General features: G+C 44.7%; 18 protein-coding genes and 2 pseudogenes. 10 read left to right on the forward strand and 10 right to left on the reverse strand.

What is annotated here, in order from left to right:
* Positions 1 to 20 precede the first annotated feature (20 nt).
* From JCM19039_RS00810 to JCM19039_RS00835, 6 genes and pseudogenes are all read right to left on the reverse strand, one after another.
* A complete protein-coding gene (locus JCM19039_RS00810) occupies positions 21 to 1,472 on the reverse strand; it encodes an amidase family protein (RefSeq protein ID WP_042422920.1) in 1,452 nt (483 codons plus the stop codon).
* Positions 1,462 to 2,439, reverse strand: a complete 978-nt coding sequence (locus JCM19039_RS00815) for an ABC transporter ATP-binding protein (protein WP_042422923.1) — start codon at positions 2,437 to 2,439, stop codon at positions 1,462 to 1,464. Before JCM19039_RS00815 ends, JCM19039_RS00810 begins: the two co-directional genes overlap by 11 nt.
* A 90-nt stretch (positions 2,440 to 2,529) precedes the next feature.
* Positions 2,530 to 4,194 carry a peptide ABC transporter substrate-binding protein gene (locus JCM19039_RS00820; protein WP_042422926.1) on the reverse strand — a complete coding sequence of 555 codons (1,665 nt, stop codon included), beginning with the start codon at positions 4,192 to 4,194 and terminating at the stop codon, positions 2,530 to 2,532.
* Positions 4,195 to 4,210: 16 nt separating this feature from the next.
* On the reverse strand, positions 4,211 to 5,236 hold the full coding sequence (locus tag JCM19039_RS00825) for an ABC transporter ATP-binding protein (protein ID WP_042422929.1): 1,026 nt from the start codon (positions 5,234 to 5,236) through the stop codon (positions 4,211 to 4,213).
* Positions 5,237 to 5,253: 17 nt separating this feature from the next.
* Positions 5,254 to 6,182 (reverse strand): annotated as a pseudogene (locus tag JCM19039_RS00830) (ABC transporter permease).
* A 1-nt stretch (position 6,183) separates the two neighbouring features.
* Positions 6,184 to 7,115 (reverse strand): annotated as a pseudogene (locus JCM19039_RS00835) (ABC transporter permease).
* A gap of 280 nt (positions 7,116 to 7,395) precedes the next feature.
* Between JCM19039_RS00835 and JCM19039_RS00840 the strand changes: the two are divergent.
* The gene (locus JCM19039_RS00840; RefSeq protein WP_042422932.1) at positions 7,396 to 7,914 is read left to right on the forward strand and encodes a type 1 glutamine amidotransferase domain-containing protein; all 519 of its coding nucleotides are present in this window, start codon (positions 7,396 to 7,398) and stop codon (positions 7,912 to 7,914) included.
* Between the two features lie 94 nt (positions 7,915 to 8,008).
* Here JCM19039_RS00840 and JCM19039_RS00845 read toward each other — a convergent pair whose 3' ends face one another.
* Positions 8,009 to 8,956 (reverse strand): MBL fold metallo-hydrolase, encoded by a 948-nt coding sequence (locus JCM19039_RS00845; RefSeq protein ID WP_042422935.1) that lies wholly within the window; start codon positions 8,954 to 8,956, stop codon positions 8,009 to 8,011.
* 78 nt (positions 8,957 to 9,034) lie between these two features.
* On the opposite strand from JCM19039_RS00845, the gene JCM19039_RS00850 reads away from it, so the two are divergent.
* On the forward strand, positions 9,035 to 9,370 hold the full coding sequence (locus tag JCM19039_RS00850; RefSeq protein ID WP_042422939.1) for a histidine phosphatase family protein: 336 nt from the start codon (positions 9,035 to 9,037) through the stop codon (positions 9,368 to 9,370).
* Between the two features lie 186 nt (positions 9,371 to 9,556).
* On the opposite strand, the gene JCM19039_RS00855 is transcribed toward JCM19039_RS00850, so the two are convergent.
* Positions 9,557 to 10,630, reverse strand: coding sequence for a DUF3500 domain-containing protein (locus tag JCM19039_RS00855; protein WP_052398385.1), 1,074 nt, complete (start codon positions 10,628 to 10,630; stop codon positions 9,557 to 9,559).
* A 122-nt stretch (positions 10,631 to 10,752) separates the two neighbouring features.
* Here JCM19039_RS00855 and JCM19039_RS00860 point away from each other — a divergent pair, with 122 nt between their 5' ends.
* The 6 genes from JCM19039_RS00860 (at position 10,753) to JCM19039_RS00885 (ending at position 15,130) form a co-directional block, all read left to right on the forward strand.
* Entirely contained in the window at positions 10,753 to 11,592 is an 840-nt protein-coding gene (locus JCM19039_RS00860) for an aldo/keto reductase (protein ID WP_042422942.1), read from the forward strand.
* Between the two features lie 117 nt (positions 11,593 to 11,709).
* A complete protein-coding gene (gene map / locus JCM19039_RS00865; RefSeq protein WP_042422945.1) occupies positions 11,710 to 12,453 on the forward strand; it encodes a type I methionyl aminopeptidase in 744 nt (247 codons plus the stop codon).
* A 51-nt stretch (positions 12,454 to 12,504) separates the two neighbouring features.
* On the forward strand, positions 12,505 to 13,386 hold the full coding sequence (locus tag JCM19039_RS00870; protein WP_255343608.1) for an NAD(P)-dependent oxidoreductase: 882 nt from the start codon (positions 12,505 to 12,507) through the stop codon (positions 13,384 to 13,386).
* Positions 13,387 to 13,396: 10 nt separating this feature from the next.
* Positions 13,397 to 13,576: a hypothetical protein gene (locus JCM19039_RS00875; protein ID WP_042422950.1), complete on the forward strand. Its 180-nt coding sequence runs from the start codon at positions 13,397 to 13,399 to the stop codon at positions 13,574 to 13,576.
* Positions 13,577 to 13,624: 48 nt separating this feature from the next.
* A complete protein-coding gene (locus tag JCM19039_RS00880; RefSeq protein ID WP_042422952.1) occupies positions 13,625 to 14,341 on the forward strand; it encodes a 3-ketoacyl-ACP reductase in 717 nt (238 codons plus the stop codon).
* Positions 14,342 to 14,413: 72 nt separating this feature from the next.
* On the forward strand, positions 14,414 to 15,130 hold the full coding sequence (locus JCM19039_RS00885) for a 3-ketoacyl-ACP reductase (RefSeq protein ID WP_042422954.1): 717 nt from the start codon (positions 14,414 to 14,416) through the stop codon (positions 15,128 to 15,130).
* A gap of 1,255 nt (positions 15,131 to 16,385) precedes the next feature.
* Here JCM19039_RS00885 and JCM19039_RS00890 read toward each other — a convergent pair.
* Complete coding sequence (locus tag JCM19039_RS00890) at positions 16,386 to 16,892, reverse strand: DeoR/GlpR family DNA-binding transcription regulator (protein ID WP_052398386.1); 507 nt, start codon at positions 16,890 to 16,892, stop codon at positions 16,386 to 16,388.
* Between the two features lie 85 nt (positions 16,893 to 16,977).
* The gene (locus JCM19039_RS21270) at positions 16,978 to 17,160 is read right to left on the reverse strand and encodes a DeoR family transcriptional regulator (protein ID WP_052398387.1); all 183 of its coding nucleotides are present in this window, start codon (positions 17,158 to 17,160) and stop codon (positions 16,978 to 16,980) included.
* Positions 17,161 to 17,315: 155 nt separating this feature from the next.
* Between JCM19039_RS21270 and JCM19039_RS00895 the strand changes: the two genes are divergently transcribed.
* Both JCM19039_RS00895 and JCM19039_RS00900 read left to right on the forward strand, forming a co-directional pair.
* Positions 17,316 to 18,047: a MerR family transcriptional regulator gene (locus JCM19039_RS00895; protein ID WP_042422956.1), complete on the forward strand. Its 732-nt coding sequence runs from the start codon at positions 17,316 to 17,318 to the stop codon at positions 18,045 to 18,047.
* A 36-nt stretch (positions 18,048 to 18,083) separates the two neighbouring features.
* The gene (locus JCM19039_RS00900) at positions 18,084 to 18,341 is read left to right on the forward strand and encodes a hypothetical protein (protein WP_042422959.1); all 258 of its coding nucleotides are present in this window, start codon (positions 18,084 to 18,086) and stop codon (positions 18,339 to 18,341) included.
* The last annotated feature ends 89 nt before the right edge of the window (positions 18,342 to 18,430 follow it).

The following is an 18,430-nucleotide window of genomic DNA, read 5'->3' on the forward strand; positions in this document are numbered from 1 at the left end:
AAGGTCTAGAGATACATGCGTTATGAAAATACAGGTGGCTTACGTAGTCGGGTGGCCTGTTCCAGGCTAGATCCAATTTCAATCAAGGTGCGCTCATGAAATGCTCGTCCTGTAAAGGTTACGCCAAAAGGTTGACCATTTGGCATGAAACCAGCCGGAATCGCTATGGACGGGAGACCAGCACGAGCGCCCACTGCAAATCCAGTGGCACTAGGGAACAAAATCGCATCCAGGTTGTAGTGTGTGAGCGTGTTTTCGATGCTCTCCTCATCATGCAACCCTTCGTTCTTGATTTTTTGTAAGAGCCATTCCCGGTTTGCGAGCGCTTCTTTTCGATCCGTTCCGGATAGTAAGCTGTCAAACCCATACGGTTGCTCAGAAGCATGTTCAAAATAATAAGCGAGCAGTTCATCGAAGTTTTGAAAGTTTGTTTGTGGAGTAGCTGTTTGAAAAAATGTAGTGAGTGCATGTTTAATTTCATAACGAAGTAATGACGGAATCTGTTTATGAATATCGGGAATATCAATGTTCTCAACGATTTCTGCCCCTCGCGATTTGACCGTTTGAACGATGGATTCATAAAGGGCATCGTTCACATGAGGGGTCATATCTTCAGGTATGGCTCCTCGGTAGATCCCGATTCGCTTATCTTTCAATCCATCTTCGTCCAAGTGCTCACTATATTTTGTCGGTGAACCTGGAACGCCGTGCGTCGTCGGATCATCCACGTCCACACCGGCGATCGTGTCGAGAACAATCGCTGCATCGGCAACGGTCCGCGTTAGTGGACCCGCAACATCTTGTGAATAAGACAGCGGGATGATGCCGGAGCGACTGACGAGACCAAACGTAGGCTTAATGGTGACTAAAGCATTTCTAGCTGCTGGGTTGAGTAGTGAACCAGACGTTTCTGTGCCAATGCTCACAGCGGCGAAATTGCTGGTGATTGCAGCGGCAGAACCAGAAGAACTTCCGCCAACATCAAAGGTCTCTGGTGCGTATGGGGCAAGAACAAGCCCTGCTCGGCTACTAAAGCTGTTTGGCATTCCTTCTTTACCGATGCGGTGTGCGAGCTCAGTCATGTTCGCTTTGCCGAGGATGATTGCACCGGCATTGCGAAGCTTTTTAACGAGAAACGCATCATTAGCGGCTTTCCAATCTTTGAGTGCAGTTGTCCCTGCACTTGTAGACAACGTATCCCCGGTTTGGATATTGTCTTTAACGAGTATAGGAATGCCGTGTAATGGACCTGTAAGACCGGATTGTTTGAACTTTTGATCCAACGTTTTTGCAATGGTGATGGCGTCTGGTGCAATATCAAGCACAGCGTTAATGCACGGTCCATCTTGGTCAAACAGTGCAATTCTCTCCATATAGTACATCGTTAACTTCTGAGCTGTTAGCGTACCCACGCGAAAAGCTTCATGAATGTCATGGATCGTTGTTTCTTCGTGCCAGTAGTTAGCGAGCATGTGATGTCTCCTCATACAGATGACAAGCGACAAAATGTCCAGGTTTTGCTTCTTGCCACACCGGTTTCATTTGTGAACAGATGTCCATAGCCTCTGGGCAGCGGGTGCGGAATACGCAACCACTTGGTGGGTTGACAGGGCTTGGCACCTCGCCTTTTACGATAATTCGATCTCGTGTCTGTTCAATAGAAGGGTCAGGTACTGGAATGGCTGATAGTAAGATATTCGTATACGGGTGTAATGGCTCTCGATATAAATCTTCACTCGTCGTCATTTCCACAAGGTTACCAAGATACATCACACCAATTCGGTCACTAATATGTTTAACCATTGCTAGATCATGCGCAATAAACAAATACGTCAGGTTATGCTCTTTTTGTAAGTTTTTCATAAGGTTAACGACTTGTGCTTGGACGGAAACATCCAACGCTGAGATTGGCTCATCAGCGATGATGAATTCAGGATTTACAGCAAGAGAACGTGCGATGCCAATCCGTTGTCGTTGCCCGCCACTAAATTCGTGTGGATAACGGCTCGCATGTTCCTTTTGCAGTCCTACTGTTTCTAGCAATTCGTGAATTCTCTTCTCACGTTTTTTACCCGGGTACAACTTATGGATGTCCATGCCTTCACCGATACACATGGCAACATTCATCCTCGGGTTTAAGGAAGCGTATGGATCTTGAAAGATCATTTGCACCTTCTGATTGAATTCTTTTCGTTTCCGGCCACGAATATGAGCCACTTCTTGACCGTTAAATTGCACATGACCCTCACTGCTGTTGTACAAGTTAATGATTGTTCTTCCGGTCGTTGACTTACCACAACCAGATTCACCGACAAGACCAAATGTCTCTCCTTTATAAATGTCAAAGGAAATGTCATCCACGGCTTTTAGAACTTGATTTTTACCGACGTGAAAATGCTTTTTTAAATGTTTGACTTCCAGTAGTTTTTCCGCTGTCATGTTTTCACCTGCTAACCTAGTCTCTTTGTATCTACAAAACCGACGGAAGGATAAAGCATGGGTGCCCGCATGCGGACACCCTATGAAGGATTAGTCTAAGCTCGCCCATTTCAGTTCTACGAAGCCTACAGCATGACGAACAACATCGTTCACTTCAGGTTTATACAAGAACGTATGGTTATAGAAGTACAGAGGTACAATTGGAGCTTCTTCCATAAGAATCGCTTCCGCTTCATAAAGCAACTCAAAGCGAGCATCTGGGTCTTCTTCAGTGTAACTTTCACTGATCAGTGCATCGTACTCATCGTTTGAAAAGTCTGTACGGTTCATCGGGTTGTTCGTTGTGAATACGTCTAAGAAGTTAATTGGATCATTATAGCCACCGAGGAACGAAGAGCGAGAGTATTGTAAGTCCACATTTTGTTGAGCTTCTAGGAATACAGACCACTCACTATTCTCTAGCTCAATATCAATGTCTAAGTTGGTTAACAACATCTCCTGCATTGCTTGGGATACGATGCTGTGTTGATCAGATGTGTTGTAAGAAAGCGTAACCGTTGGCAACTCGTCATAGCCTTCTTCTGCCATTCCTTCTTCCAACAGTTGTACCGCGCGTTCTGGGTCATACGCATAGAAATCTTCAACGTAATCACGGTAGTCATTGCCATCAGGCGTTAAGAAGCCGTACGCCACGAACCCGTGAGCAACGTTTTCATTCCCCTGGATAATCTGATCAACAATCACTTGACTATCAATCGCATAGTTAAATGCTTGGCGAATTTTCTTGTTATGGAACGGTTCTTCATTCACATCAAATCGTTGGAACTCAATTCCAGCACGAGGGGCTACGAATGAATCCTCGCTATCAACAAGCGTCTCCATCATGTCTGCTGGAATGTCGACAATATCTAACGTGCCATCCTCGTATAGTTGATAGGCAGTCGAAGAATCATCGACCATTTCAAACTGCACACCGTCAAGGTTTACACTGTCTGCATCCCAATAGTTTTCATTTTTTTCAAGTACAATGCGAACGTCGTGGTCCCACTCTACCATGTTGAAAGGACCGTTCGTTACGATCGTATCGATGCTTCCTGCCCAGTTTGCATCATTTTCAACCGTCTCTTGATGTACAGGGAAAAGCTGTGGCATTGCAGTGATTGAAGGGAAGAAGTCAGTAGGGTTTTCCATTACCACTTCCAACGTCTGATCGTCAATCGCTGTTACTTGAACGTCTTCTTCGTCACCTTCTCCGGCGTTAAATGCTTCAGCACCGGCAATCCAGTAAGAATGTTGGGCAGCCCCAGACGCTGTGTCAGGATCTGCTAAACGCTTAAACGAATATTCAAAGTCGTGGGCAGTTACAGGCTCACCGTTTGACCACTCAACCCCGTCACGAATATAGAATGTATACGTTAATCCATCATCTGATACATCCCAATCTTCTGCCATCGCAGGTTCAGGAACAGCTTCGTCTTGTGCTAGGCGGGTTAAGCCTTCACCTGTGTTGTTGAGGATCGTATAAGAATACTCATCGTTACCAATCGGTGGATCAAGAGACGTTGGCTCTTGCCCGTTATTCATGACGAGCACATTGTCGCCAACATCATCTGCGGCATCATCGGCCTCAGATTCAGTATCGTCTGTTGACGTGTCGTCTCCTTCAGAATCGGTTTCCTCACCTGAACATGCAGCGAGAAGGAGTACCATACTGAGAAGCATTGCGAATAGTAAAACAAACCATTTCCTTTTCATACAAATTCCCCCTTAGTTATGTGTGTTGACGACTTGCTTGTATAGAGTGAGCGCGCGCATCTTGCAACCAACAGTGGACATAATGACCATCCCCGAGGTCTGACTCTGGTGGAGCGTGCTCTTTACACACTTTCATAGCATACTCACAACGATAATAAAACGGACAACCTTCCGGTGGATTCATGAGGTTTGGTGGTGTGCCCGGCACTGGAATTAAAGGCTGGTCTCGGTCACCATCCAGGCGTGGGACCGATTTTAGGATGCCTTCGGTGTATGGATGTTGATGTTGCTGAAAAACAGCAGCACTCATCCCGGTCTCAGCAATCTTGCCAGCATACATGACACAAATGCGATCGGCAATTTGCGCAACAACTCCTAAATCATGGGTAATAATGATGATAGCAACGCCAGTTTTACGTTGTATTTCTTTGAAAAGATCAATGATCTGTGCTTGGATGGTGACATCCAACGCGGTTGTCGGTTCATCAGCAATGAGGATATCCGGCTTACAAACAAGGGCCATCGCAATCATGAGGCGCTGCCTCATCCCACCGCTAAATTGATGAGGGTGCTGTTTCATTCGTTTTTCTGGGTCAGCAATGCCGACAAGTTGAAGCATTTCAATGGCTTCTTTCGTTGCATCTGCTTTAGATATCTTTTGGTGTCTCATAAGCCCTTCACGGATTTGCTCACCGACGGTAATGACCGGGTTTAAGGAAGTCATCGGATCTTGAAAAATCATGCCCATTTCGAGTCCACGAAGTTTTTGCATTTCTTTCTCCGAGAGTGTCGTCAATTCTTTGCCTTTGTATCGAATGCTTCCTTCTTTATATTTGCCTGGAGGTTGTGCGATCAAGCGCATGATGCTCTGGGCGGTGACGCTTTTCCCACAGCCCGATTCGCCAACGATCGCAAGTGTCTCGCCCTTTGATAGGGAAAAACTAACGCCTCTAACCGCTTGGACCTCCCCGCGCTTTGTGGAGAAGGAAACGTGTAGGTTGTCTACTTCTAGAAGCAATTCCGGATTTGTTCGATCAGCCATAGTTTCACTTCCTCATCTTAGTCGAGTGCATCACGTAATCCGTCACCAAATACGTTAAACGCAAACATCGTTAATGATATAAAGAAGGCCGGGAAAAACAGTCGCCACCAATAACCGGTTTGAATGACCCTAATGCATCGTTGGCCATCGTCCCCCAACTTGCTACGGGTGCTTGAACGCCTAAACCTAAAAAGCTAAGAAATGCTTCAGCAAAAATCGCTGATGGAATCGTGAGGGTCATCGAGACGATAATCGGACCGGACGTATTCGGCAGGAGATGCTTGCGAATAATCCTTGAGTTGCTACCGCCGAGTACCCTTGATGCTAGGACGTATTCAGCTGATTTGAGTTGCAACACTTGTCCTCTGACGAGTCGGGCCATCCCGATCCAGCCAGTAATAGAAAGGGCGACAATAATTGTAAACAATCCAGGACCCATCACAACCATGAGAAGTACAACAACGAGCAAGTACGGTAGCCCGTAAAGCACATCAACAATACGCATCATCACATTGTCTACACGTCCACCGCGGTAGCCTGAAATTCCTCCATACGTGACACCGATAATAAATTCGATAACAGCAGCGGCGAGTCCAATAAATAAGGACACACGTGCACCGTACCAAACGCGCGTAAACACATCTCGCCCTAGCTCGTCAGTACCGAACCAATACGTGCCATTAGGTGAAGTGTTGGATTCCAATATAGATTGGGATCGATAAGTATGTTCCGTTAGCCACGGACCAATAATCGCCATAATGGAGAGAAGGATAATGAGAATTAAACCGAGTGTCGCCAGTTTGTTTGAAAATAATCGTCCCATTACATCTCGCCAATAACTATCGCCTTTTTGCTGCCTAGTATCGACCTGTTGTTCTTTCGGAAGAGGAACAAACAAGTCATCAGGAACGCGAGAAGGGCTTGTTTCCTTACGCTTTGATTCCATGTTATTCCTCCTTCTTATGAAGTTGTATTCTTGGGTCGATAATGCCGTAAACAACATCAACAATAAACATCATGACGATAAAAATCGTACTGTAAATAATCGTTGTCGCCATAATCATCGGATAATCTCGGTTCGTAATGCTGTCGACAAAATATTGACCTACGCCCGGAATTGCAAAAATTCTTTCAACGACAAAACTTCCGGTAAAAATACTTGCTACAAGTACACCAAGAATGGTGATGACGGGAAGTAAAGCATTCCTTAACGCATGCTTTACGACAATTTGCCAAGCAGATAAGCCCTTCGCCTTTGCCGTACGAATGTAATCTTCGGTTAACACTTCGAGCATATTGGAACGAGTCATCCGGGCAATAATGGCCATCGGTCCAGAAGAAAGTGCAAGTGCGGGTAAAATCATATGCCTCCACGTACCCCACTGAGCGGTTGGAAAGAAGTCAAATTGTGTGCTTATGTACTGGATGAATAACATTGCTTGAATAAAGTTCGGTATTGATATTCCAATAATTGCAATAAACATGGTTGCATAATCTATCATTCGGTTGTGTCGAAGCGCGGCGAGAACACCAAGAATGATGCCTGAAATCACCGCAAAAATTAACGTCACAAAACCGAGCTGCAACGATGCAGGAAAACCGCTAATGAGCATATCGTTGACTTCTCTTGAACGCGTGACCATCGACGGTCCGAAATTAAACGTGACGGCGTTCGTTAAGTACGTAAAGTATTGCATAATCACGGGTTGGTCTAAGTTATAATGTGCCATCATATTCTCACGAGCTTGTTCCGACATGCCGACATCATCAACATCTAGTGGCTGCCGGGTGCTAGTTGCATCAGAACAAAGGTAATTGTAATGATGACCCATAATGTCACGAGTAGCCAAAGAAAGCGCTTTCCTATGAATTGAAGCAAGTCATTGTTTCCTCCTTTCTCGTTATGGAGTGTGTTTTTAATGAGAATATTGAGAAAATGGCGTCTTGATAGTATTACAATAATGGAAGTAGACGCCCAAGTCAATTCATTTTCAGTGAATATTGCTAACTTTCATGATAGATTTGCTATCCATGTATAATGAAACGTTATCGATTTATTTTTCGTAAATCAGTTGTTTAAGAGTTCTATGTTCAGGGAAGAACATGACTAATAAGGCAGTAGCCTTTAACCGATCATGCAAAGAAAGGTTGAATATACAATGGCAAAGAAAGTAGCAGTACTCATCACAGATCTTTTTGAAGACAGTGAGTTTACAGATCCAGCCAAAAACCTTGAACAAGCAGGACATGAAATTGTAACGATAGAGAAAAAAGCAGGCAACGAAGTGACTGGCAAGAAAGATGGAACGAAAGTGACAATCGACAAAGGCATTGACGACGTATCGCCAGAGCAATTTGATGCGTTGCTCTTACCTGGAGGATTTTCCCCAGACATCTTGCGTGGCGATGACCGCTTTGTTGATTTTACGAAAGCATTCGCAAATGCAGGAAAACCGATTATGGCCATTTGCCACGGTCCACAACTGCTCATTAATGCAGACGTATTAAAAGGAAGAACTGTAACTGGTGTGAAACCGATCGTACCGGACTTAAAAAACGCAGGCGCAAACTTTAAAGATGAAGAAGTTGTCGTTTGCCAAGGAAATCTTGTCACGAGTCGAACACCAGATGATTTACCCGCATTTAACCGGGAGTCGTTAAAAGTACTCGAATCTTAAATCTATAAATGCCCTGCCCCCTGAATAACAGGCGGCAGGGCATTTGCATTTCAAGGGTAACAACCCTTAGGCTAGCTGACTTGTTTATATATATTTAGCGGGCAGAATACATGTACACACCGTGCTTATACTCCTTATCAACCATGTGCAATTGCTCCATGTAATCTAAATGACCAATGATTTCTGACATGACGAGGGGGAATTGACTCTTGTAACGCTTCTCGTACATCTGCTTTGCCACGTCACTAGCTGTGTGTTGTGATGTGTAAAGCAAATCGCGAATGGCATCAGTTTTTCTTTTGACCCCTTCAAGCCGTTCGTGAATGAGCGCTCTAGGGTCAGTGATTACTGAACCGTGACCGGGATGAACCGTATTCACATTCGTGTTTGCAATTTTTTGTAATGACTGCACATGTTGACTGAGTGCTTGGATTCGTTCTCCATCCTCGTTTGGTTCAACAATCGCATTACTGGATATATGTCCAATGAGCAAATCACCACTTATGAGCAAATCGTGATATTGAAATGCAATCTGATCGGGTGCATGCCCTGGCACTTCTAACACCTTGAATCCAAAAAGTGATTGATCCACATCCACATACGTCAATTCCCCGTCAATGGCTTGACTGGCATTCGCATCTAATGACGCGAGCAGATGTTGAATTTGTTCCTTGCCAACGTCACCACAACCAGATTCACGATAGAGTTGTTCATAGAAAGCGATGCGCATGTCCATAAAGTTCGGCTCACGTCGCAATCGAGATGTAGACTTTTCATGAACATATAAAGGAATTTCCACTTTGTCTCTAATGGTGTTTACGAGTCCGACATGATCAGGATGGTGGTGAGTAAGTAGAATTGCACTCAAATCCGTAACTTCGTAGCCTAAGCGATGTAATTCACTTTGTAAATCATCCCAACATGTTTCTGTAGGATAGCCCGCATCGAGCAGTAAAAGATCCCGATCCGTCTCAATGATGTAAAAGTTAATGCTTTTTAATGAAGACTTGGTTGTTGAATAGATCGGGTGTATCAAAATCAAAAGAAGTTCCTCCTTGCAATCAATGAAAGCGAAATATACAGTATATTCTATCATGAATATCGCTATGGAGGCATAGAAATGGATCAGACAATCTACCTTGTTCGTCATGCGCATGCAATTTATAAAGCCAATGAACGAACGCGTGAACGATCGGAAAGAGGAATGAAAGAGCGCCAGCTCCTCGCTGATTATTTTGAAGGGATTTCGATCACAGCAATTGTGTCTAGTCCTTATCGAAGAGCAGTTCAAACGGTTGAAACTGTTGCGGAAAAGAAAGGGTTGCCGATTACTTACGATGAGCGGTTTAGAGAACGTCTCATCACGAAAGGACATATTGAAAATTTTACTGAAGTAGTCAAGCAGATGTGGCAGAACCATCCTTCTCATTTCCTGACGGTGAATCCAATGAAGTAGGCACAAGTCGTATTGTTGATGGTTTTTGTGCACACGCACAAACGGGTTCGACACTCATTTCAACACACGGAAACATTCTCACACTGTTGCTCTATTCTTTTGATCGGGCATACAATTACCGACATTGGATGAATATGCCAATGCCGGCATTGTATCGTTTAGACAAAACTGAAGGTGCTTGGACGATTAGTCCACAAATGCTCCAGCATAGTCAAACTGTTTATCCCGCCAAATCGTGTGGAAATGAGGATCGCTAGCGTTAGAAGCTCCATCTTTTGCAGACCACTCTAGCCAAACTCTTGGACCATCAATTCTTGCGTAAGCACCAGGTTCATTCATGTCAGTGTGACCAGACCAAGCAATGGTTGTTTCGTCAAGCGCATCTTCTTCGAGGTAAGCATGTACGGTTTCGCTTGCAGGAGAAGCGACTGTCCAAGTAGTCACTACATCTTGAAAGAGCTCCTGCTGCTGAGCGGAAAGCGCGATGTATGCGATGCCCATTTTTTCTGGGAAGCTGTCGTCTTTCTCTGGACCGAGAACAACATCTTCATGTAGCTCTCCGAGTTTTGCCGCATCGATTTGCTCCTCACTTAGAGAATCAAATAACGTCTGTAGGCTGTTTTTTTCATCGTAAAGGGGTTCATAAGTCACCCCATCCCACCAGGTAAACTGACCCGGTTCTACCCCGAGAAATTGAGGGGTAACATGGGCGATGTTCTCGTGAATGACGATGTTTTTTGCAAGATGATGGCCGCTAAATTGAAGCATCCATACATCATCATCAGAAGGGGTTCCATGTATGGAAATCGAATAAAGCCCAGCACCGAGAGTGTCATCGGTATTGTCGGTGTGCAAAAACGCATCGGCTTTCATTACGTCTGTAAGCTGTTTGTACCCCTCTTCGCTTTGTGTGGAGCGAATGAGCTGTAATGCGGCGCGAATAGTTTCTGCATTTAGCTCATCAAAAGAAGCGCCATTTCTCGTTTCTTCATAAAGAGGAGCGTTATCCCAATCGATCGCTGTCTCTTGCTTGAAATCAAGCTGAACACGATGCTGTTCTTCTGGTGAGAGGGTTGAAAGAAAAACCTTCGCGGCTTTTGTTGGGGAATCAGGAGTAGGTTGTTCAAAAGAACCGTCAATCATTTCGATTAATCGTGCGGTTTCTTCTGATTGTGCCTTATGTATGGAAACGCCAGTGTCCTCTGATGCGACAATTGTGGTGAGTAATAGAGCAACGGTGAACAAGATCGGTTTTAACATGACCATGCCTCCTAAAAGATTTACTGTTAGTATTTCCAAAAATTGAGAAGAACATGCTTGGAATCTAAAGGCGAAGAAAGATATAATGAAGAGTATATCGATGATTAGAGGAGGGTTGATTAATGTCGAATGAATCAATGAAAGATGTTGTTCGTTTTCATAACGGCGTCATGATGCCGCAGCACGGTTTTGGGGTTTATCTCATTAATGAACCTTCGGAGGCAGAGACCGCGATTACAACAGCTATTGATGCTGGGTACCGATCTTTTGATACGGCTCAACTCTATGAGAATGAACGGCTTATTGCAGAGCAATTAAGAGGAACATCACCGTCGATAAACGACGTGTTTATGACAACGAAAATTCACAATGACCATCAAGGGTATGACAACACGCTCCAGTCGTTTGAGCGTTCGATGAACGAGATGCAGCTGGATCGTTTAGATCTTTTGCTCGTGCATTGGCCGAGTAGACAGCATCTGTTCGACACGTGGAAAGCACTAGAGCGATTGTATGATGAAGGTACGGTAAGAGCCATTGGTGTATGCAACTATCAAGTTGATCACTTGGAACGGTTAGCTACGAAAGCAAACGTTAAACCGATGATTAACCAAGTGGAATGCCACCCGTACTTGACGCAATACGCACTAAAAGATTACATGGATGAGCAAGATATTGTGTTTGAAGCGTGGAGTCCGATCGGGCGGGGAAGTGTTCTTGAAGATCCCGTTCTTCAAGAGGTTGCGAAGAATCACAACAAATCAGCCGCACAAGTCGCATTGCGCTGGCATTTGCAACAAGACTCCGTCATCATTCCGAAATCGGTGACACCAACACGAATTTATGAGAATACGAGCATTTACGACTTTCAATTAACAGAACAAGAGATGCATCGCATTGATGCACTAAATCAAGATGCCAGAAGAGGACCGGACCCTGACGAAGTGTACGAGAGAATCTAAATCGAATACAAAAATTCATCGTTGGTGACATGTGTATCGTTTGCAATCGCCTCAGTTGTTTGCAAATGAACGGATAGGATACAATAGTCCACAGCGATGAATAAAGGAGACCGGTCGATGATTGCGACATCTAAGAAAGATATACACGGACTAAAAGAAGCAGGGAAAGTCATCTCAGAAATCAGAGATGAAATGATTGCCCACACAAAACCAGGCATCACAACAAAGCAGTTAGATGAAATAGCCGAACGAATGTTCAAAAAGTACGGCGCCATTTCTGCACCGATCAGTACGTACAACTTCCCGGGCTACACGTGCATCTGTGTAAATGAAGAAGTGGCTCATGGCATTCCTGGTGATCGAGTCATCCAAGACGGAGAGCTCGTAAATATCGACGTGTCCGGAGCGTATAACGACTATTGGGTAGATACTGGAAAATCATTGATTGCTGGGGAGACGCAGAGTGAAGAGTTGGAACAGCTGTTGAAGGCGACGGATGTTGTATTTGATGCGGGTCTTCAGAAGTTTAAAGCTGGAGCGAAAATGAACGGTGTAGGTCGCGCTGTTCACCGTACAGCAAAAAAACTTGGGTATACAGTGATCAAAAACCTCACGGGTCACGGTGTAGGTTCATCCTTGCGCGATGAACCTGATCATATTTTTAACTACTATATACCGTGGGATAAAGAAGTTTTCACGAATGGTTCTGTTATTGCTTATGAACCGTTTGTATCGACCAAGGCTGAAGAGATCTATGAAAAAGACGATGGATGGACGTTGCTGACAAAAGAACGAGGATACGTCGCTCAAAAAGAACATACGATTATCGTTACACAAGATGAACCGATCATCGTTACGTAATGAAGCGCGCCCGGGTTCGGGCGCGCTCAACAACGCAATCGTCGTAATCTACTGAATAATCGGAGGGATAGCATGAAGAAGGTTGGATTTATCGGAATCGGTGTGATGGGTAAAAGCATGGCAAAACACTTGATGGATGCGGGTTTTGACGTAAGTGTTTACACTCGGACACCGTCAAAAGCAGACGAGCTCGTTAACGGCGGTGCAACTTGGAAAGATTCTGTCCAAGCACTGGCCCAAGATGTTGATGTTGTCATTACGATGATTGGGTACCCTAAAGATGTCGAAGACATTTATTTTGGCACAGAAGGGTTGTTGAATTCAGCTAATGCACACACAACGTTCATTGATATGACTACCTCCAAACCATCATTAGCTGTTAAAATTGAAGAAGCGGCAAAGGAGCGAGGATGTGCTGCTCTGGATGCTCCTGTATCCGGTGGCGACGTTGGTGCGAGAAACGGCGCACTTACAATTATGGTCGGTGGCGATGAAGACGTGTATGACGCTTGTCTTCCTCTCTTTGAAGTGATGGGCAGCAACATTCAACGACACGGACCGGCAGGGAGCGGCCAACATGCAAAAATGTGTAACCAAATTGCGGTTGCTGCAAGTATGATTGGTGCGGCTGAAGCGCTTGGTTATGCAAAGCAAGCAGGTCTGGATGAACAAAAGGTACTTGCCACCATCTCTTCGGGGGCTGGTGGCAGTTGGACGCTAAACAACCTAGCCCCACGAATGCTGAATGGAGATTTTGAGCCTGGCTTTTATGTGAAGCATTTTATTAAAGATATGGACGTAGCACTTGAAGAGCTAGAGTCCATGGACCATGACTTACCGGGACTTCGACTTGCGAAGCGTCTCTATGACGAGCTCGCTTTGAAAGGGGAAGAAAACAGCGGTACACAAGCTGTGTACAAGCTATGGCAATAAGGAGAACAAAATGAAAGAGATTTTTAAAGATAAAACGGTACTACTGCCATTGATAACAGCCGTGATGTTGACGATTGTCTCAGCAGTCATCATGTATTTCGGAAGCCTATTGTGGATTATCTTCTTCAGTTTGGCGCAAATCAATCTATTTCTCGGCATGTACCGAATCATGAAGCACGTACAATCATAAAAGGCTTGCGAACTCCGCAAGCCTTTTCATTTTAAGGAGGAGAGTTTCATGCAAAGCTTACAAGAAAGAAAAGCACTCATTACAGGAGCAGGTTCAGGGATTGGGCAAGCCGTTGCAAAACGGCTTGCTGAAGAAGGTGTTCACGTTGCTCTTGTTGGACGAACAGAGGACAAGCTACTTAAGACCGCTTCTTTGCTCGAAGCTTATGAAGTGAACGTTGTAACAGAAGTCATGGATGTTGGCGAAGCAAAATCCGTTGAAGCGGCAGTTGATCGTATTAAAGCAAGCATTGGCGACGTTGATATTGTTATTAACAATGCAGGCGCAGGAAAATCATCCCCGTTTCTTGAACTGACCGAGTCAGATTGGGAAGACATCTTAAATGTTAATGTGAAAGGTGTATTCCGGGTAACTCAAGCGGTACTGCCAGGCATGATTGAGAACAACCGTGGGGACATCGTCAACATTGCGTCAACGTCTGGTCTACGCGGAACGAAAGGATCAAGTGTATACAGTGCATCTAAATTCGCATTAAGAGGGTTGTCAGAAGCGTTAATGCAAGAGATGCGTCCACACAACATTCGTGTACAAACGATCAATCCGAGTAAAGTCATTACTGGATTTGGCGGCAGTGAGCCTGAGGAAAATACAGAGGACGCATTTATGCAAGCCGAAGATGTAGCCGATGTGATCGTTTCTCAGCTCATGTTACATCCTCGCATGTTCGTGAAACAATCCGAGCTGTGGGCAACGAACCCACGGTAAGCATGATTTTAGACAAAACCGCCAAAACTAGGGTACACTGTGGTTCGCAAGAAATACAAAGGGGTTGAAACAATGCAAACATTAACGAATAAAACAGCAGTGATTACAGGGGCAGGACGAGGCATTGGCCGTGCAACTGCGATTGCTTTTGCAAAAGAAGGCATCCATGTAGGGTTAATTGGGCGCTCTCTTGAAAACTTAGAAAAAACGGCTGAAGAACTAAAGCAATACGACATCAACGTTTCTGCCGCCTCAGCAAATGTGAGTGACCTAAACGCAATGGAAGAAGCCTTTTCGCACATTAAAAATGATCTTGGGACGATTGATATTCTTATTAATAATGCTGGAATTGGAAAGTTTGGTGGCTTTTTAGATCTTACCCCAGAAGAATGGCAAGAGATCATTGACGTGAACTTGAAAGGTGTATACAATGCGACGCGTATCGTGCTCCCAGATATGATTGAGAAACAAGCAGGAGACATCATCAATATATCCTCAACAGCAGGTACGAAAGGTGCACCAGCGACGAGTGCGTATAGCGCCTCCAAGTACGCAGTCATGGGGCTCACCGAGTCACTCATGCTTGAAGTGCGAAAGCATAACGTTCGCGTATCCGCGCTCACACCGAGTACAGTCGCTACCGACTTAGCCATAGAAAACAATCTCACTGATGGGAACCCAGAAAAAGCGATGCAGCCAGAGGATTTAGCGGAACTAATTACTGCGCAGTTGAAATTGCACCCAAGAGTTTTTGTGAAAACAGCAGGGTTATGGGCAACGAACCCGTAAAGAAAGAGCCCCGTGAAAAAAGCGGATGTTGCATAGCAGACATCCGCTTTTTTATTATGATGCGAGGCAGAGGTGGTGACATCTCGCAATCGTTCGAATCTTTGACCGGAATATAAGGGGTCTGGCGATCTACTCTTTCCTGACTCCTGCTTACGGTGTTGGATTTCCACGGAGGAGAACTTTTACCTGCTCACTACCGATGTTGAGGTAATGATTGTACAGAAATACTTCTATATAAGTGGAACGAAAGAAATTCACTGAATCGGATGACTGAGATCGGTCTTTGCAGGCAAACGCCTACCTATTGACTGTTGAAGTGCATATCACTTTGACAACTTCGTTGTCGCTCGTTGTTCGTCACTGCAAGGGTTGCGGGCAACACGAAAAACGTTACCGAAGGGTAAAAGGTCGTGACCGAGGCTCACCACCTGGCACAAGCATGTGATGGCCGGTCACGTATGTGACAATCCAGCTCAAACCGGGCACTTTTGGCACGCAACTGTCACAAATCGCACGATTTGTGACAGTTGACTTCGTTTATGTGCGCATTCACGTTTAAAATCATCATTTTTCTTTCTCAAATGTCACAAATATGAATATATGGGGCATTTGGACTTCTTTCCACACACCGTAGCAAGGAGGCAGCACCGAACCGATGTCGCCCTTATCGTCTGGACTGCATAAGAAAACACGGTGGGCGTTTTTTGACCACCGATGTTGCCCTTATACTATGGAGTACAACCATCCACCTGCAGTGGAAAGCAACAACAAACTGTGCAATTAGGAAAATGTTACGTTCATTCTATCTATATAAGTTGAACTAATGAAATTCTTCACAAACGAATGGTAGACCAACCGTTAAAGCCTGAAGTTCGTCAACTTTGAGATCGATTTTCATCGTTTACAATAGACGTAGCAATGATGGGTATCTACTGCTATTGGCTTCCAAAGTGTACAGATCGAGTTGAATGCCCATATTGAGCAACCCCAGTTCAGCGACGTCGTCCATTCAGTACCGTTGATTGGAACGAAAGGCGGTGACGCCTGCGGAAGAAGGGCCGAGACGAGACCCCGCAGATCGCAAGACCGAGGAGGCTCGGCCGGTCCTCCGCGGCAAGCATCCGCCTGCAGTGGAAAGCAACAACAAGATGCGCAATTAGGAAAATGTTAAGTTCATCCTATATAGATCGTTTATATAATTCTAAAGAGGGCATGGCGTAGGCCAGCGTCTCGGCCCGTCGCCCGAGAAGCGCATTCATCTAGCGACTTCTGTGTCTGCTATGGTAATTGATACTCCAGCATTTTTCATTGGGGCCAAGTGATCGTCAAGGGTATCGCTGTCTGTGATCACCTCATGAATACGTGCGAGCGGACAAATGGAAGAAAACATCGTCGTGTCGAATTTATGATGCTCAACAAGAGCAATCACTTTTGCGGATGCCGCATAGATGTGTTCATGAAAAACAGCGACTTCTGGTGTTGCGGTGCTTAACCCTTTTGCTGATATACCTCCAGCAGAAGCAAAGCAAAGGTCGACAGAGAATCGCCGACTGTTCTCAAGCGCTAAACTGTCGGTCATATTTCCTGAGGATTTAACTTCTCCTCCAATTAAATAGGTGGTCACGTGCGTATAATCACGCAAGTGATAGGCAATCTCAACAGAGTTTGTCACGACTGTATACGCAAAGTCTACAGGCAAATACTGAAGAAGAGCGTAGTGAATGGATGCACCACCGATAAATATGGTTTGCTCAGGTTCCATGCGTGCTACCGCTTCTTTTGCGATTTGTTGTTGTTGAGGCTAGCTTTGCCATATCTTTCTTGATTTGATCTGGGGCTTTGTCTGCTCATTGGCATTGGAATAGCCCACCGTGGGTCCGCTTGAGAAGGTTTAGTTCCTCCATCATCGACAAATCACGACGTACTGAATCGATGGAAATTCCGAACTTTTCTGACAGTTCTTTTGTTGATACGCGGCCTTTTGCTTTCAACATTTCCACGATCGTGTCTCTTCGTTCTTCCAAATACATGTGATCACCCTTTCGGTTTGGTTAATGGTAGTATACAGCATTAATTCTGTTTTGTGAATGTTTTTATGCTGTTTTATTCATTTTTGTTCTTTTTATTTCATGTTGACTCTAACGCCACGTGACAGTTTAACGTATTTATTGTAGGAGGTGACGGATTGCTTAAAGTCAAACAAGTAAGCCAGATTGTAGGGATTAGTGTGCGCACGTTGCACCATTATGATGAGATTGGGTTACTCGTACCCGAGACAACGACAGAGGCAGGGTATCGATTGTATTCGGAAGAGAATCTAAAAGATTTGCAACAAATTCTGTTTTTCAAAGAACTCGGCCTCTCATTGAAGTCAATAAAGGAAATTATAAGTAATCCTGAATTTGACCATCGAGATGCATTAATGCTTCATCGCAAAAGTTTGGAAGAAAAAAAGCGAGCGATCATTCAAATGATTGAAACGATCGATCGAACATTAGACGCTAAAGAAGGAGAGATTGATATGACAGATAAAAAACATTTTGCAGGGTTTGATTTTTCAGAAGGCGAGCAATATGAGAAGGAAGCGAGAGACAAATGGGGGGATAAAGCTGTGGACGAAGCAAAAAGTCACGTACACAAGCAGGAGACGAAGATGGCTGAGCGTATGAACGACATTTATCGAGATCTTGCTACAATGCGTGATACAGACCCGGCTTCACAAGAAGCTCAACAAGCAATCGCAACGTGGTATGAGTATTTAAATGAAATGGGTACATACTCACTGGATGCATTCGCGGGCTTAGGGGAGATGTACGTTTCAGATGAGCGGTTTAAGAACAACATCGATCAGTTTGGTGACGGATTAGCTGCTTGGATGCACGAAGCGATGAGAGCATATGCTGAACAAAACAAATGATTGGCGAACCTTGACGAGGGGACGGGCTCGATTAGAGTGGAAAAAATTAAAATTTGGAGAAGGAAAAATGAATCGATCTCACGTACACCTTTAATTGGGCTCATATTCATCTCAGCCCTTTTATATGGAATAAGAGTTATTCCTATCGCCATTTTTGCGATTCCCCTTGCCGACGTTTTAGATATTCTAAATACAAATTTCGCGAACGACGCTAGCAGTCCATTGCCTGCGATGTTGCTTCCTTTCACGATGTTGTCGTTTGTTATCGGACTCGTATTTTTCGTTCAGATCTAAGTAGCTGATGGAACGTTTAAGTAGCTCCAATCCATTACAATTGCCCGCCTGTGCATCAGCACTAGGCGGGCTTTGTGTGTCAGAAGGCG

This window comes from Geomicrobium sp. JCM 19039 (genome assembly GCF_000698145.1).
Lineage (GTDB): Bacteria > Bacillota > Bacilli > Bacillales > Marinococcaceae > Geomicrobium_A.